Source organism: Polaromonas sp. P1_H6, from assembly GCF_056405195.1.
In genome coordinates this window covers 55,409-70,407 of sequence record NZ_JBFUCN010000024.1, presented here as the reverse complement: position 1 = coordinate 70,407, position 14,999 = coordinate 55,409, and the positions used below count along the sequence as shown (strand labels likewise).

At 64.7% G+C, this 14,999-nt stretch carries 18 protein-coding genes; 10 read left to right on the top strand and 8 right to left on the bottom strand.

The window, feature by feature from the left end; translation table 11 throughout:
• Positions 1 to 185: 185 nt before the first annotated feature.
• Together AC1D1F_RS19560 and AC1D1F_RS19555 are read right to left on the bottom strand one after the other, a co-directional pair.
• On the bottom strand, positions 186 to 1,373 hold the full coding sequence (locus tag AC1D1F_RS19560; protein WP_477697431.1) for an MFS transporter: 1,188 nt from the start codon (positions 1,371 to 1,373) through the stop codon (positions 186 to 188).
• A 94-nt stretch (positions 1,374 to 1,467) separates the two neighbouring features.
• Positions 1,468 to 1,923: a CBS domain-containing protein gene (locus AC1D1F_RS19555; protein WP_436157649.1), complete on the bottom strand. Its 456-nt coding sequence runs from the start codon at positions 1,921 to 1,923 to the stop codon at positions 1,468 to 1,470.
• 155 nt (positions 1,924 to 2,078) lie between these two features.
• On the opposite strand from AC1D1F_RS19555, the gene AC1D1F_RS19550 reads away from it, so the two are divergent.
• The 4 genes from AC1D1F_RS19550 to AC1D1F_RS19535 are packed head-to-tail and all read left to right on the top strand — an operon-like array spanning position 2,079 to position 7,654.
• On the top strand, positions 2,079 to 3,392 hold the full coding sequence (locus AC1D1F_RS19550) for an O-acetylhomoserine aminocarboxypropyltransferase (protein ID WP_477676585.1): 1,314 nt from the start codon (positions 2,079 to 2,081) through the stop codon (positions 3,390 to 3,392).
• Between the two features lie 2 nt (positions 3,393 to 3,394).
• Positions 3,395 to 4,207: an alpha/beta fold hydrolase gene (locus AC1D1F_RS19545; RefSeq protein ID WP_477676584.1), complete on the top strand. Its 813-nt coding sequence runs from the start codon at positions 3,395 to 3,397 to the stop codon at positions 4,205 to 4,207.
• Positions 4,208 to 4,215: 8 nt separating this feature from the next.
• A complete protein-coding gene (locus tag AC1D1F_RS19540; protein WP_477676583.1) occupies positions 4,216 to 6,354 on the top strand; it encodes an acetyl-CoA hydrolase/transferase C-terminal domain-containing protein in 2,139 nt (712 codons plus the stop codon).
• Positions 6,355 to 6,400: 46 nt separating this feature from the next.
• A complete protein-coding gene (locus tag AC1D1F_RS19535) occupies positions 6,401 to 7,654 on the top strand; it encodes a cytochrome P450 (protein ID WP_477676587.1) in 1,254 nt (417 codons plus the stop codon).
• Position 7,655: 1 nt separating this feature from the next.
• Here AC1D1F_RS19535 and AC1D1F_RS19530 read toward each other — a convergent pair whose 3' ends face one another.
• Positions 7,656 to 8,060, bottom strand: a complete 405-nt coding sequence (locus AC1D1F_RS19530) for a thioredoxin family protein (protein WP_477697386.1) — start codon at positions 8,058 to 8,060, stop codon at positions 7,656 to 7,658.
• Positions 8,061 to 8,177: 117 nt separating this feature from the next.
• On the opposite strand from AC1D1F_RS19530, the gene AC1D1F_RS19525 reads away from it, so the two are divergent.
• On the top strand, positions 8,178 to 8,567 hold the full coding sequence (locus AC1D1F_RS19525) for an Mpo1-like protein (RefSeq protein WP_477676581.1): 390 nt from the start codon (positions 8,178 to 8,180) through the stop codon (positions 8,565 to 8,567).
• A gap of 23 nt (positions 8,568 to 8,590) precedes the next feature.
• On the opposite strand, the gene AC1D1F_RS19520 is transcribed toward AC1D1F_RS19525, so the two are convergent.
• From AC1D1F_RS19520 to AC1D1F_RS19500, 5 genes are all read right to left on the bottom strand, one after another.
• Positions 8,591 to 8,833 carry a hypothetical protein gene (locus AC1D1F_RS19520; protein ID WP_477676580.1) on the bottom strand — a complete coding sequence of 81 codons (243 nt, stop codon included), beginning with the start codon at positions 8,831 to 8,833 and terminating at the stop codon, positions 8,591 to 8,593.
• On the bottom strand, positions 8,830 to 9,033 hold the full coding sequence (locus AC1D1F_RS19515) for a DUF3606 domain-containing protein (protein ID WP_477676579.1): 204 nt from the start codon (positions 9,031 to 9,033) through the stop codon (positions 8,830 to 8,832). The genes AC1D1F_RS19520 and AC1D1F_RS19515 overlap by 4 nt, the downstream gene beginning before the upstream one ends.
• A 212-nt stretch (positions 9,034 to 9,245) precedes the next feature.
• Positions 9,246 to 9,398 carry a hypothetical protein gene (locus AC1D1F_RS19510; protein WP_477676578.1) on the bottom strand — a complete coding sequence of 51 codons (153 nt, stop codon included), beginning with the start codon at positions 9,396 to 9,398 and terminating at the stop codon, positions 9,246 to 9,248.
• Between the two features lie 132 nt (positions 9,399 to 9,530).
• Positions 9,531 to 9,767 (bottom strand): hypothetical protein, encoded by a 237-nt coding sequence (locus AC1D1F_RS19505; protein WP_477676577.1) that lies wholly within the window; start codon positions 9,765 to 9,767, stop codon positions 9,531 to 9,533.
• A gap of 119 nt (positions 9,768 to 9,886) precedes the next feature.
• Positions 9,887 to 11,101 carry a YihY family inner membrane protein gene (locus AC1D1F_RS19500; protein WP_477676576.1) on the bottom strand — a complete coding sequence of 405 codons (1,215 nt, stop codon included), beginning with the start codon at positions 11,099 to 11,101 and terminating at the stop codon, positions 9,887 to 9,889.
• A 33-nt stretch (positions 11,102 to 11,134) separates the two neighbouring features.
• Between AC1D1F_RS19500 and AC1D1F_RS19495 the strand changes: the two genes are divergently transcribed.
• The 5 genes from AC1D1F_RS19495 to AC1D1F_RS19475 all read left to right on the top strand — a co-directional run bounded on the left by AC1D1F_RS19495 (position 11,135) and on the right by AC1D1F_RS19475 (position 14,984).
• Positions 11,135 to 11,509, top strand: coding sequence for a DUF2069 domain-containing protein (locus tag AC1D1F_RS19495; RefSeq protein ID WP_477676575.1), 375 nt, complete (start codon positions 11,135 to 11,137; stop codon positions 11,507 to 11,509).
• A gap of 22 nt (positions 11,510 to 11,531) precedes the next feature.
• Complete coding sequence (locus AC1D1F_RS19490; RefSeq protein WP_477697385.1) at positions 11,532 to 12,953, top strand: FAD-binding oxidoreductase; 1,422 nt, start codon at positions 11,532 to 11,534, stop codon at positions 12,951 to 12,953.
• Positions 12,954 to 13,027: 74 nt separating this feature from the next.
• Positions 13,028 to 13,858: a thymidylate synthase gene (locus AC1D1F_RS19485; protein WP_477676573.1), complete on the top strand. Its 831-nt coding sequence runs from the start codon at positions 13,028 to 13,030 to the stop codon at positions 13,856 to 13,858.
• 3 nt (positions 13,859 to 13,861) lie between these two features.
• Positions 13,862 to 14,344, top strand: coding sequence for a dihydrofolate reductase (locus tag AC1D1F_RS19480; RefSeq protein ID WP_477676572.1), 483 nt, complete (start codon positions 13,862 to 13,864; stop codon positions 14,342 to 14,344).
• A 46-nt stretch (positions 14,345 to 14,390) separates the two neighbouring features.
• Positions 14,391 to 14,984: a DUF4337 domain-containing protein gene (locus tag AC1D1F_RS19475; RefSeq protein ID WP_477676571.1), complete on the top strand. Its 594-nt coding sequence runs from the start codon at positions 14,391 to 14,393 to the stop codon at positions 14,982 to 14,984.
• Positions 14,985 to 14,999: the final 15 nt, after the last annotated feature.

Here is a 14,999-nt window from a genome sequence, read left to right as displayed (position 1 = left end):
ACCCCGTCTGGACCGAGCACCGCAGGTTGCCCGTAGCGAAGCGCAGGGACGCAGCAACCAGGGTCGCCTTTTCTTTTGCTTACTTTTCTTTTGGCGAAGCAAAAGAAAAGTGAGTAGCCGCCGGGCTACCCCCGGCCAGCAACCCTCAGCAAAGGGCAACAGCGCACGGTCAGGACAGACCCGACTCAACGCCCCTTCCCACTCCAAGCAACCAAACCCCCAATCAACCCCATCACAAACACCAACCCCAAAATCACCCCCCGCCCCTCCATCACCCCGGCAAACACCCCCACCAGCATCCCCGCCAGCGGCTGCGACAAATTGTTCAGCATCACGATCACGCCGGTGGTCTTGCCTAGGTCCTTGGGCGGGATGAGCTTTTGCCGCAAGCTGCGGATGTAGACATTGAACATCTTGTCAAAACCGATCACCAGCAAAAACCCGGCGGTATAGACCCAGAAGTTGCCCGCCAGCCCCGTCAGCAGCCCACCGGCCAGCATCACGCTATAGGACACCAGGCCCAGGGTGCGCAAGGACAGCACGCTGCGTGCGATGAACAGCAGGATGATGACGGTGGCGATCGCGCCTGCCGTTTGCAGCACGGCGTAGTCGCCGGCGGAGCGCTGCAGCAGGCCGGTGACCATGGCGGCCGAGGTGGCCAGCGTGACGCCTATGACCAGGTTGACGCCGGCCGCGAGTGCGATGACTTTCTTGAGGCCGGGCAAATGCAGTACGTGAGAGAACGCGGTGCGGACGGGCGCGGTCCAGTGGCCCGGTGCAGGTTCGGGTGCGGACAGGGTGACGGTGTTTTGACGCTTCCACAAGGTCACGGCGCCGTCGGCCATGAGGAAGAACACCGCCGTCGCGCCGACCACCATGGGCCAGGGCATCCAGCGCAGCAGCAGCGAGGCCAGCAAGGGGCCCAGCACCATGCCGAGCTGGTCGGCGATCTGCGCATGAGCCAGCACTTTTTCAAAACGATGCTGGCGGAAGATCTGCGGCAGCATGACCTCGCGGGCCATCAGGCCCTGCGTCGTCAGCACGCCGCAGACGGCCGACAGCGCGATCAGCCAGCCGACGCCGCCCGCCCACTGAAAGGCGATGACCCCGGCGATGCACACCAGCGCGCGGTACAGCTGGCTGATGCGCAGCAGCTTCAGCGGTGAGATGCGGTCGCAGAGTGCGCCGCAGACCGGAAAGGCCAGGAAGCGCGGAAGGGTCTCGAGGGTGAAGGCGATGCCGGACCACGCGACGCTGCCGGTGGTTTCAAACACCACCAGGGGCACGAGGAAAAGCAGGATCTGGTCGGCCAGCCGGGAGAAAAACAGGGATGCGTAAAACAGCTGCCCGCCGGCGTCACGCTTGTCGCTCACCCCTGCTCCCCGCTGATCCCGATGCCTTGCGCACCGGCTTGTTGTTTATTGTTTCAAAATGGGCAGCCCGGCAGGATGCCGGCCGCCGGCTTCTTCAGTTGTGGTCGGCGGCGTCCTCGGCCGGCCAGTCGCGGATGTAGGCCTTGAGCATCTTGTTCTCGAAGTTCTGGCTGTCGACCACGGCCTTGGCGACGTCGTAGAGGCTGATGACGCCCATCAGCACCTTCTGGTTCATCACGGGCATATAGCGCGCGTGGCGCTCCAGCATCATGCGGCGGACCTCGTCGAGTTCGGTTTCAGAGGTGCAGGTCAGCGGGTGGTCGTCCATGGCGGTGCGCACCAGGGTGCTGCCGATCTCACCGCCATTCTTGACGATGCAGACGATGACCTCGCGAAAGGTCAGCATGCCGACCAGGTCGCCGTGCTCCATGACGACCAGCGAGCCTATGTCTTTGTCGGCCATGATCTGGGTGGCCTTGGCCAGGGGTTCGTCAGGCTGGACGGTGTAAAGCGTGTTGCCCTTAACGCGCAGTATGTCTAGAACCTTCATGGCGATCTCCTCGGTTGTGCTGCCAACATGGCCCTCATTGTCCCACTGCCGCGCGGTGGGAGGGGGAATTCAGTTTAAATATAGCCCACAATCAAACGGCTGGTTGCAACAATTTCCCCGCGTACAGCCACTTTTTTCTGACTGGAGACAAACCCATGCCCGGTTATTCCGATCCCGGATTCGACACCCTGGCGCTGCATGCGGGCGCCGCGCCCGACCCCACCACAGGCGCGCGCGCCGTACCCATCCACCTGACCACCTCCTTCGTCTTCGAATCCAGCGAGCATGCGGCCAGCCTGTTCAACCTGGAGCGCGCGGGCCACGTCTATTCGCGCATCAGCAACCCGACCAACGCGGTGCTGGAGCAGCGGGTGTCGGCGCTGGAAGGCGGCATAGGCGCGATCGCCACCGCCAGCGGCCAGGCCGCGCTGCACCTGTCCCTCGCCACGCTGATGGGCGCGGGCTCGCACATCGTGGCCTCGACGGCGCTCTACGGCGGCAGCCAGAACCTGCTGCACTACACGATGCGCCGCTTCGGAATCGACACAACTTTCGTGAAGCCGGGCGACCTGGACGGCTGGCGCGCCGCGGTCCGGCCCAATACCAAGCTGTTCTTCGGCGAGACCGTGGGCAACCCCGGGCTGGACGTGCTGGACCTCCCGGCGGTGGCGGCCCTGGCCCATGAGGCGGGTGTGCCGCTGCTGGTGGATTCCACCCTGACCTCGCCCTGGCTGATCAAGCCCTTTGAGCACGGCGCCGACCTGGTCTACCACTCGGCCACCAAGTTCCTGAGCGGGCACGGCACCGTCATCGGCGGCATCGTGGTCGATGGCGGCAGCTTCGACTGGGAAAAATCCGGCAAATTCGCCGAACTGACCGAAGCCTACGACGGTTTCCACAACATGGTGTTCAGCGAGGAAAGCACGGTGGGCGCCTTTTTGCTGCGCGCGCGGCGCGAGGGCCTGCGCGACTTCGGCGCCTGCATGAGCCCGCACACGGCCTGGCTGATCCTGCAGGGCATAGAAACCCTGCCGCTGCGCATGGCGCGGCACATGGGCAATACCGAAAAAGTCGTGCAATTCCTGGCCAGCCATCCGCTGGTCTCGCGCGTGGGCCACCCCATGCTCGAATCCCATTCCAGCCACGCGCTCGCGAAAAAGCTGCTGCCGCGCGGCGCGGGTTCGGTGTTTAGTTTCGACATCAAGGGCAACCGCGAGCAGGGCAAGGCTTTCATCGAAGCGCTCAAGGTCTTCAGCCACCTGGCCAATGTCGGCGACTGCCGCAGCCTGGTCATCCACCCGGCCAGCACCACCCACTTCCGCATGACGGACGAGGCGCTGGCGGCCGGCGGCATCACGCAGGGCACGATACGCCTGTCCATCGGCCTGGAAGACCCGGACGACCTGGTGGACGACCTCAAGCGCGCCCTCAAGGCGGCTGAAAAAGCGGCCGTGAAAGCGGGGGCCTGAACATGTACCTCGACGTCAACGGCCACAAAACCTATTGCTACACCGGCGGCAAGCCTTTTGACACCGCCAAACCCACGGTGGTATTTATCCACGGCGTGCTGAACGACCACAGCGTGTGGATTTTCCAGACACGCTACCTGGCCAACCACGGCTGGAACGTGCTGGCGGTCGACCTGCCCGGGCATTGCAAAAGCGCAGGCGAAGCACCGTCTTCGGTGGAAGAAGCCGCAGACTTTGTCGCGGCACTGCTGGACGCCGCCGGCGTGCGGCGCACCGCCCTGGTCGGCCATAGCTGGGGCTCGCTGATCGCACTGGAAGCGGCTTCGCGGCTCAAAGAGCGAGTGAGCCATCTGGTGCTGGTGGGCACGGCTTTTCCCATGAAGGTCTCGCAGACTTTGCTCGATGCCGCACTCAACGAGCCGATGAAGGCGCTGAACATGGTCAATGTGTTTTCACGCAGCACCCTGGCGCCGCCGCTGGGCGCCGGCAGCTGGGTGCATGGCGCCAGCATGGCGCTGGGCCGGCGCGTGCTGGCCAGCAATACAAAAGCCAATGTGTTCCACCGCGGCTTCAAGGCCTGCGACAGCTATGCCAACGGCGAGGCCGCCATGGCCCAGCTCAGCTGCCCGGTGCTATTCGTGCTGGGCGCGCAGGACCAGATGACGACGCCGAAGGCCGCGCAGGCCCTGGTCGACAAGGCCAGGGACAGTGGCAAAAGGGTCAGCGTCGCCAGCCTGCCGGTGGGCCACCACCAGATGAGCGAGACGCCGGAGGCCACGCTGTTCGCGATCCGCGATTTCCTTCAGTCCATTTGACACGCCGCATGGCCGCACCCCTCGTCATCCCCACGCTCGCACAGGCGGTGGAACATGTGCTGGCCACGGTGGAGGGCGACATCGTGCTCGGCCTGCCGCTGGGCATCGGCAAGCCCAACCCCTTCGTGAACCTGCTCTACCGCCGCATCAAGGCCCTGGGCGGCGACGCGAAGCCCCGGCGCCTGAAGATCATCACCGCGCTGTCGCTGGAAAAGCCGGAAGGCGCCAGCGAGCTGGAGCAGCACTTCCTGGCTCCGCTGGTGGAGCGCGTGTTCAAGGACTACCCCGACCTCGACTACGTCAAGGACCTGCGTGCCGGCACGCTGCCGCCGCACATCGACGTCAGCGAGTTCTTCTTCAAGACCGGCGACTATCTCGGCAACGAGCGCGCGCAACAGGCCTATATCTCGACCAACTACACCTTTGTGGCGCGCGACATGGGCGTGCTCGGCGTGAACCTGATCGCGCAGGCGGTGGCAGCCCGTGACACCGCAGATGGCACCGAGCTTTCGCTATCCAGCAACCCCGACGTGACGTTTGAGCTGGCACAGCGCCAGGCCGAAAGCGGCCGGCCCTTGCTGAAGGTGGGCGTGGTCAACCGGCAACTGCCCTTCATGCCCGGGCCGGCAATCACGCCGCCCGGTTTTTTTGACGTGGTGGTGACTGACACTGCCGCCACGCACACCTTGTTCGCGCCGCCCAATGGCAAGGCCGGCACGGCTGACTACGCCATCGGCCTGCACGCGGCCAGCCTGGTGGCGGACGGCGGCACGCTGCAGATCGGCATTGGCGCGCTGGGCGACGCGATCGCGCAAGCCCTGATCGTGCGCGAGCGCGCCAACGCCGACTACCGCCGCATCATGGCCGCCCTCTGCCCCGGCGGCCTGGACGGCCGCGAACTGGGCGGCTTTGCGCAAGGCCTCTACGGCTGCTCGGAAATGTTCGTCAACGGCTTTCTGCAGCTCATGCAGGCCGGCATCCTGCGCCGCGAGGTGTTTGACGACGAGGCCGTGCAGCGCCTGGTCAACGAGGGCCGGATCCCCGGCCTGGCCGTGACGCCGGATACCCTGGCTGCGCTGCTGGAGGCCGGTCGCATCCGGCCCGCGCTGGATGGGCAGGACCTGGCCTTCCTGCAGGTGCTGGGCGTGCTCACGGCCGAGGTCAGCCTCAGGGCAGACGGCGACCTGGATGTCCAGGGCCGGCGCATCGCCAACCGTCTGGACGAGGCCGCGGTGCGCACGGCGCTGCGCGACGCGGGCGGACTGGGCCGGCGCCTGGCCGGTGGCGTGGTGCTGCACGGCGGCTTCTTCCTGGGCCCGACCGATTTTTACGAAGGGCTGCGCAACATGCCACCCGAGGCGCTGGCCCGCATCGCCATGACGCGCATCGATTTCATCAACCAGCTCTACGGCCGCAGCGCGCTCAAGGCGGCGCAGCGCCGCAAGGCCCGTTTCATGAACACCACCATGATGGTCACGCTGCTGGGCGCTGCCGTGTCCGACGGGCTGGAGTCGGGCCAGGTCGTCTCCGGCGTGGGCGGGCAGTACAACTTTGTGGCCATGGCGCATGCGCTGCCCGACGCACGCTCCATCCTGATGCTGCGCGCCAGCTACGAGCACAAGGACGGCCTTCGCAGCACGCTGGTCTGGAACTACGGCCATGGCACCATCCCGCGCCACCTGCGCGACGTGGTGATCACCGAATACGGCGTGGCCGACCTGCGGGCCCAGCCCGACGGTGAAGTCGTCAAACGGCTGGTCGCAATTGCCGATTCGCGTTTCCAGGGCGCGCTGGTGGCGCAGGCCAAGGCCGCCGGCAAGCTGGACGCGAACTATGAAGTGCCGGAACAGCACCGCCAGAACCTGCCTGAGGTGCTGCACGCCCGCCTGTTGCCCTGGCGGCAATCAGGCCTGCTGCCCGACTTTCCCTTCGGCACCGACCTGACCGAAGGCGAGATCGAGATGGTGACCGCGCTGCGGAAAATGCAGCAGGCCACGCGGCATCCCGTGGAACTGGTCGCCATGGTGCTCAAGAGCCTGGCCGGCACGCGCGAGGCGCCGCCGGCCTACCTGCAGCGGCTGGGTCTGGACGACGCCACCAGCTTCAAGAAAATGTTTTTGCGCAAGCTGTTCGCCGGCAATCTTTGAGGGGAGCACCGTGACCGCCACGCCACCCTTCATCGCCACACCGCCGATGGCCGAAGCCCGTGCGCGCGAAGTCGCGGCGGCACTGGACCTGCGCGCCCTGCCCCCGGATTTTTACGCCAACCCCTATCCGGTGTATGCCGCGCTGCGCGAGATCGAGCCGGTCAGGCGCATGCCCGACGGCTCTTTTCTTCTGACACGCCACGCCGACCTGGTGGCGGTTTACCGCGACGCACAGACTTTCAGCTCCGACAAAAAAGTGGAGTTCGAACCCAAGTACGGCGCGGCCTCCGCGCTCTTCGAGCACCACACCACCAGCTTGGTGTTCAACGACCCGCCGCTGCACACGCGCGTGCGCAAGCTCATCATGGGCGCGCTGACACGGCGCGCGATTGCAGACATGGAGCCCGGCCTTGTGACGCTGGTCGACGGCTTGCTGGATGCGATCGAGGCCAGGGGCGGCGGCGACCTGGTGGAAGATTTCGCTTCGGCCATCCCGGTCGAGATCATCGGCAACCTGCTGGGCATGCCGCATGCGGACCGCGCGCCGCTGCGCGGCTGGTCGCTGGCGATACTGGGCGCGCTGGAACCCAGATTGACACCGGAGCAGGAGGCCCTGGGCAACCAGAGCGTGCGCGAGTTCACGGCCTACCTCAGAAACTTGGTGGCGGATCGCCGCCAGCACCCGGGCGACCCGGAGCATGACGTGCTGACACGGCTGATCGGCAGCGAGGGAACGGGTGAGCAGCTCAGCGAAACCGAGTTGCTGCAGAACTGCGTGTTCATCCTCAACGCCGGCCATGAAACCACCACCAACCTGATCGGCAATGCACTGGTGGCGCTGCAGGAACGGCCGGCGGCGCTGGCCGGCCTGCTGTCGGGCATGAGAGGACTGGACGTACAGGGACTCGAGACCTTGCTGGCGCCGGCCGTCGATGAGTTCCTGCGCTTTGAGTCGTCCAACCAGCTCAGCAATCGGCGCGCGCTGGTGGATGCCGAGATAGGCGGCGTGAACCTGCCCGCAGGCAGCCTGCTGACGCTGTGCATAGGCGCGGCCAACCGCGACCCGGCGCAGTTTGAACGGCCCGACGAGCTGGACCTGGCGCGCCGGGACAATCGCCACCTGGCCTTTGGTTTCGGCATCCACCAATGCGCCGGGCTCAGCCTGGCGCGGCTCGAAGGCCGCATCGCCATTGGCCGCTTTCTCCAGCGCTTCCCGGGCTATCGCTTGACCAGCAATCCCACGCGCGGTGGCCGTGCGCGCTTCAGGGGCTTCCTGAAGGCGCCGTTTTCCATCGCCTAGTTCAGCGGGCGCTGATCCAATGCTGCGGCGCCGCCGCCAGCGCCTGCAGCAAGGCCCGGGTTGAAGGAAGGTGGGGCGTGGCGGGCTGGCCCGGTTGCGCCAGCGAATCGAGCAGGCGCGACAGGGTCTGCGCATGCGGCAGCAAGGGCCCGAGGAAACGCGTGCCGCCCGCATCGGCGACCAGCAGCGTGGGAAAGGTTTCCACTTCGATGTCGCCGACCAGTTCGGCCTGGTCCTCAATGTCCAGCCAGGCAAAGCGGCTGCCGGGGTAGCGCCCCGCCATGTCCGCAAAGAGTTCGCCGTAGTCGCGGCACAGGCCGCACCAGTCGGCGCACAGGCAGATGACCCAGTGGACCGGAGAATCCGGGCCGGGCGATGCTGCTGGCGGCGTTGGAAGAAGAGACATGCAGGAAAACGCCGCCTGAAGCGGGAGACACAAGGGATTGACTATTATGGCGACGCCCGCAAAATGGTGAGCGACACGGGGCTATCACGACGGTAGCCCGGCGCAGGAGACACACCAATGGACACCACGACCACGCACGGCGAGTCGGCGCAAGCCGGCCTGCCCACCCAACCCGTAAGCCCGCCTGTAGATCCGCGGAGCTTCGACTCCTTCGCGAGCTTCTATCCCTTCTATCTCAACGAGCACCGCAACCCGACCTGCCGCCGCCTGCACTTCGTCGGCTCCAGCCTCACGCTGCTGTGCCTGGCGGCCCTGGTCGCCACGCGCAACCCGTGGTGGCTACTGGCCGGCCTGCTGTGCGGTTATGGCTTTGCCTGGATAGGCCACTTCGGGTTTGAAAAGAACAAACCCGCGTCCTTCAAACGGCCGCTTTACAGCTTCATGGGCGACTGGGTGATGTACCGGGATATGTGGGTGCAGGCCTTAAAGCGCCTTAAAGGCAACTGACAGGCCTGACCTCAAGCGCGGGGCTAATGCGGGCCCTGCGGCTGGAAAGTGCTGGCTTTGAGCGCCTTCAGGCAGGCGGCGCCGGCATGCAAGGCGGCTTCGTGTGTCGGATAGGGATGGTCGGAACCTTCGATGCGGACATCGGCGCCGCGCTCATCGGTGGACAACTGCGTGACCACCCAATAAAACAAGCCGACCGATGGCTCTTTGACGCGGACCGCGAGCGGCCCGGGCGGCAGGGGCAGCGTGGGAGGCATGGCGCTCATAACACCCTCCCGAGTTCATTGCTCACGTCCTTGGCTGCGGGGCCGACTTCAGCCACGGCCACGCGCAATTCGAGTTCACTGCAGGCCAGCGCGGCGACCCAGTAGTTCAGGGAGGCTTGCTGGGTGATATCGATGCGCTGGTTCCTCAGGGCATTCATAGCCGCGTCGGCAGGCGTAGGCGTATAAGCAGGTGATGTCACGGTTTCTCCATGGGTTGGTCAGGGATACCGAGCATCTTGGCCCGGACCGCACGCGAGCCTTGTAAGAATCCGGCCCGCGAATTTGAAGTCACGCCCGAACAAAAGCAACGAAACGTGCCTGGAGTGACAGGGGCTTAACAACCTTGACAAAAGGTTGACGCTTTTAGAACCTGAGCTTATGAGCTTCTGCGTCAACCAAGGTATGCGGGCCGCTAAGCCTGTTTTTGCGCCGCACGTTTGCGCGCCACCGGCTTGCCGCTTGGCGCGGCCGTCGGGCGGGACGCCGCGTGTTTTTCGGTGTAGCTTTTATAGAGCTTGGCTGCCAGGCCGGAAGTGATGGCAAATACCAGCAATTTTTTCAGCATGAGAAATCTCCGTTGAGTGACAGAACCAGGCCGGCTACCAGCCTGTCTCACATCGTAGGAATTTCACCGCAGCACTGAGGTGCGCTTATGCCGTAAACCGGTGTGCGGCCAGTCCGACTGGCCGCAGCAGCCTCAGGCGCCGGGCTCGCCGTCCACGCGGATGCCGAGCTGCTTGATCTTGACGCGCTGCTCCACGGCGAGGCTCCATTGCTCGAAGTCTTCATTGGTGGGCGCCGGGCCGCTACCGGTCTGGTAGGCCCACATCTTGGCCGTCAGCTCGTCGTAGATCTGCTTGGCATCGCGCTGCTGCTGGCGCTCCTCGGCGATGGCGCCGTCAAGCTTTTCCCGGGCATTGGTTTTTGCTGGCATCTTCTGTGGTGCGTGGAAAAACAGGGGTTTTTATTTTGTTACAAGGCGCCGTCGCCAACAAGTATTCCCCGTCATTCCGTCGGTTTTTTCCGGGCGCGGCTTGCGTCCGGAACAAATTCTTATAACGCGTCGCGCAGCCGCAGGTCGGGCCAGCGGGCTTTTTCCCACAGGCCCTGCACCGCCTCGGCCTTGTCAAGCAGCAATTGCCGCATCAGCGGTTCCAGCGCCGTGGCGTCGGGGTCGGCCAGCAGCAGGAAGCGGGCCTCTTCCTCGCCTTCCGCTTCGTTGAGCTGGCCCACCCAGTCCAGCGCCACCAGGGTTTCCAGCACCGGCTCCAGCTGAAGCCCATCCACCTGCAACCGTTCGGACAGCTGAGAGGCGCTCAGGCCTCTTCGCGGGGTGGCCAGCGCCTGGTACAGCTGTTGCAGCGTTTCGATGGCAAGCTGGAAGTACCAGCCGTGCGCACTGCCGCGACGCGCCACACCGGCGAGCAGGCTGGGCAGGTAGGCCGCGATCACCGCGCCCATGAGCACGATGACCCAGGAGACGTAAATCCACACCAGCAGGATCGGCAAGGTGGCGAAAGCGCCGTAGACCAGCGAATAGGTGGGCACGGCGCCCAGGTAAAGGCTGAGCACCCGCTTGGCGACTTCGATGCCGGCGGCGACGAAGAGCCCTCCTACCCAGGCATGCGCCCACTTCACATAAGTGTTGGGTACGTAGCGGTACATCGCCGCCATGCCGCCGGCTACCAGGAAGAACTGCAGGATGCTGAGCAGGAAGCGCAGGCTCACCGGCAAGGCACCCACCAGGCCGCCCGAGGCCGACAGCACGTAGGAGGTCACCGCCAGGCTGGCCGCCAGCAGCAGCGGCCCCAGGGTAATGGCGGCCCAATAAATCAGCACGCGCTGGGTGAGCGGCCTTGCCTTCTTGACGCGCCAGATGCCGTTAAGGGTACGGTCTATGGTGAGGATCAGCGCGATGGCCGTGACCAGCAGCACGGCCAGGCCGGCGATGCCCAGCTTGTTGGCCTGGCGGCTGAACTGGGTTAGGTAGCCCAGCACCTGGCGCGCGATGTTGTCGGGAATCAGGCTCTGCACCAGCCAGGCCTGCAGCGCGCCCTGCAGCTTCGAAAACATCGGGAAGGCCGTGAAAATCGCCAGCGCCACGGTGAAAAAAGGCACCAGCGCGATCGAGGTGGTGAAGGTCAGGCTGCTGGCCGTCAGGCCCATGTGGTCTTCGCGGAAACGGTCGCGCAGGGTCAGCGCCGTGCCGCGCCACGGAAAACGCGACAGGTTGGCCAGGAGGTCCTGCAGGGATTGCTGGAATTTCATCCCCGGTATCATGCCATTGAGATTCTTACGAACATGAACAAAACAACACAAATCGACTTCACCCGCCGCCTGGCGCTGGCCAGCCTGCTGGGCCTCATCGTGCTGGGCCTGGTCTGGGAAATGTGGCTGGCGCCGATACGGCCGGGCGGCTCGCTGCTGGCGCTCAAGGTGCTGCCGCTGTGCATTCCCCTGGCCGGCATCCTGAAAAACCGCATGTACACCTACCGCTGGGTGAGTTTGCTGGTGTGGCTGTATTTCACCGAAGGGGCGGTGCGGGCCTGGAGCGACCGCGCGCCCGGCAACTACCTGGCGTTCATCGAGGTGCTGCTGTGCCTCACGCTGTTCGCCGCTTGCGCGCTTCATGTGCGCGTACGGCTGAAAAACGCCCCGACCCCATCAATCCCCTAACCCTAACCCGAGCCCGAACATCGTGAGCACGCACAACCCCCTGATCGAATCCCTGCGCCAGATCGTCGGCGCATCCAACGTCCTGACCGACGGCGACCTGACGCCCTGGGTGCAGGACTGGCGCAAGCGCGAAACCGGCAAGGCCATGGCCGTAGTGCGTCCGGGCTCGACGCCGGAAGTCGCGGCCGTGGTGAAAGCCTGCGCCGCGGCGCGCGTGAGCATCGTGCCGCAAGGCGGCAATACCGGCATGGTGGTCGGGTCGACACCCGACGACAGCGGCACGCAGGTGGTGCTGAGCCTGACGCGCATGAACAAGGTGCGCACGCTGGATGCCGGCAACCTGACCATCACGGTCGATGCCGGCTGCGTGCTGCAAAACCTTCAGGAAACCTGCGAAAAAGCCGGTTTCCTGTTTCCCCTGAGCCTGGCCTCGGAGGGAAGTTGCACCATAGGCGGCAACCTCGGGACGAACGCCGGGGGCACCCAGGTCGTGCGCTACGGCAACACGCGCGACCTCTGCCTGGGGCTGGAAGTCGTGAACGCGCAGGGTGAAATCTGGGACGGCCTCATGGGCTTGCGCAAGGACAACACCGGCTACGACCTGCGCCACCTGTTCATCGGCAGCGAAGGCACGCTGGGCGTGATCACCGGCGCCATCATGAAGCTGTATCCCATGCCGAAGTCCCAGCTCACGGCATTTGCCGCCGTGCCCTCGCTCGAAGCCGCCGTGAAATTGCTGGGCCTGGCGCACCAGCACCTGGGCTCCGGCCTGACCGGTTTCGAAGTCATGGGCCAGTTCGCGCTGGGCCTCGTGGCCAAACATTTCCCGCAACAGCGGGTGCCGTTCTGGCAGGAGCACGCCTGGTGCGTGGTGCTGGAGAACTCGGACAACGAATCGGAAGCCCATGCGCGTGAATGCTTCGAGCGCCTGCTCGAGGCCGCTATGGAAGCGGGCTGCGTTCTAGACGCCGTGGTCGCCGAGAGCATGGCGCAGGCGCACGCACTGTGGCACATCCGCGAAAGCATCCCGATGGCGCAGGCCGAAGAGGGCCTGAACATCAAGCACGACATCTCCATCAACGTGTCACGCATCCCCGAGTTCGTGGCCGAAACCAATGCATTGCTGCTCGAGCGGTTTCCCGGCGCGCGCATGGTCGTTTACGGCCATCTGGGCGACGGCAACCTGCATTACAACGTGCAGGCGCCGGAGAACGAAGACCAGGCACGTTTCCTCAATGAAATGGAAGTGCCCATGAATGCCCAGGTCTACGAAGCGGTGGACCGCTACCGGGGATCGATCTCCGCCGAGCATGGCGTCGGAAGCCTCAAGGTCGACACCCTGCCCAAGCACAAATCACCCGTGGCACTGGACATGATGCGCGCCATCAAACAGGGCCTGGATCCGTTGAACCTGATGAACCCGGGTCGGGTGCTGAAGGCATAATTAAACCCTTGCCGATCCACCGCCCTCCGGGCCCGGCAAAACCCCCTTCTTGACCCCCTGCCGACTGGTTTTAAATGACCCGCCCCATCCGCTCCCAATACGAAGATTTCATGCGCCATGTGGACAGCCACGGCGCCTTCAAGGCCGACCGCACGGGCACCGGCACCAAAAGCGTGTTCGGCTACCAGATGCGCTTCGACCTGAACGAAGGCTTTCCGCTGGTGACCACCAAGAAGGTCCACCTGAAATCCATCGTCCATGAGCTGCTGTGGTTTCTGCAGGGCTCGAGCGACAACAACTGGCTCAAGGAGCGCGGCGTCAGCATCTGGGACGAATGGGCGCGGCCCGACGGCGACCTGGGCCCGGTCTATGGCGTGCAGTGGCGCAGCTGGCCCACGCCCGACGGCGGCCACATCGACCAGATCAGCGAAGTCATCAAGACGCTCAAGACCAACCCGGATTCGCGCCGCATCATCGTGAGTGCCTGGAATGTCGCCGACCTCTCGAAGATGGCGCTCATGCCCTGCCATGCGTTCTTCCAGTTCTACGTGGCGCCGTCCGAGGTGCAGGGCCAGCCCGGCAAGCTGAGCTGCCAGCTCTACCAGCGCAGCGCCGACATCTTCCTGGGCGTGCCCTTTAACATCGCGAGCTACGCCTTGCTCACCCACATGGTGGCGCAGCAATGCGGCCTGGGCGTGGGCGACTTCATCTGGACCGGCGGCGACTGCCATATCTACAGCAACCACCACGAGCAGGTCGCGCTGCAATTGAGCCGCCAGCCCCTCCCCTACCCCACGCTGCAGATCAAGCGCAAACCAGAGTCGATCTTTGACTACCAGTTTGAAGACTTCGAGTTCCTGGACTATCAGCACCACGAGGCCATCAAGGCGCCTGTGGCGGTATAGCTCATGCGTATCAATATGATCTTCGCCCGCGCCGCCAACGGCGTGATAGGCCGCGACAACACCATCCCCTGGCGCCTGCCGGAAGACATGGCGCGCCTCAAGCGCCTGACCACCGGCTGGCCGGTCATCATGGGCCGCAAGACCTGGGATTCATTGCCGGTGAAATTCCGGCCGCTGCCGGGTCGCGCCAATATCGTCATCACGCGGCAGCCTGACTGGAAAGACACCGGTGCCACGACGGCCGCGGGCCTGGCCGACGCGTTGGCGCTGTGTGCCTCGTCGGCCGAAGTGTGGATCCTGGGAGGCGCGCAAATCTACGCGCAGGCGATGCCGCTGGCCCACCGCATCGAAGTCACCGAGATTGCCGAAAATATTGAAGGCGACGCCTTCGCGCCGGCGCTGGGCCCCGAATGGCGGCAGGCCGCGCGCGAAGACCACGTATCGGCGACCGGTATGAAGTTCAGCTTCATCACCTACCAAAAATAGACCATCCACAACCCACAACCACAACAACACTTGAGAGGGAATTGATATGTCAGGAGGCGGATTTCACGTACACGGGCCCCACGACCATGAGCTCGAGCATGCCGCGCAAGGCGGCCATGGCGGCCACGAAAGCGGCGGCGGCATGATTGCGCAGATCGCGGTGATCACGGCCATCATCGCAACCATAGGCGCGATTTTTGCCTACATGGGCGGTGCCACGCAGGCCAATGCGGGACTCTACAAAAACAACGCGGCGATCAAGAAAACGGAAGCGTCCAACCAGTGGAATTACTTCCAGTCGAAAAGCACCAAGCAGTCGCTGGCCGAACTGGCCCGTGATCTGGCGCCCGAAGACAAAAAGGCCGGCTACCAGGGCAAGGTGGACCGCTACGAAAAGGAAAAGAACGAGATCAAGGTGGCGGCCGAGAAGCTGGAGGCTGAATCCACGGTCTGGGATAAATCCTCGGACGAACAGATCCACCAGCACCACCGCTGGGCCCAGGCCACCACCGTGCTGCAAGTGGCGATCGCCCTGGCGGCTATCGCACTGCTGACACGCAAGAAATGGCTGGAATACGGCATGTTCGCCGTGGCCGGCGTGGGCCTGGTGGTGGGTGCACTCGCCGCGCTGCACATTTGACCGCTGTTGAACCCG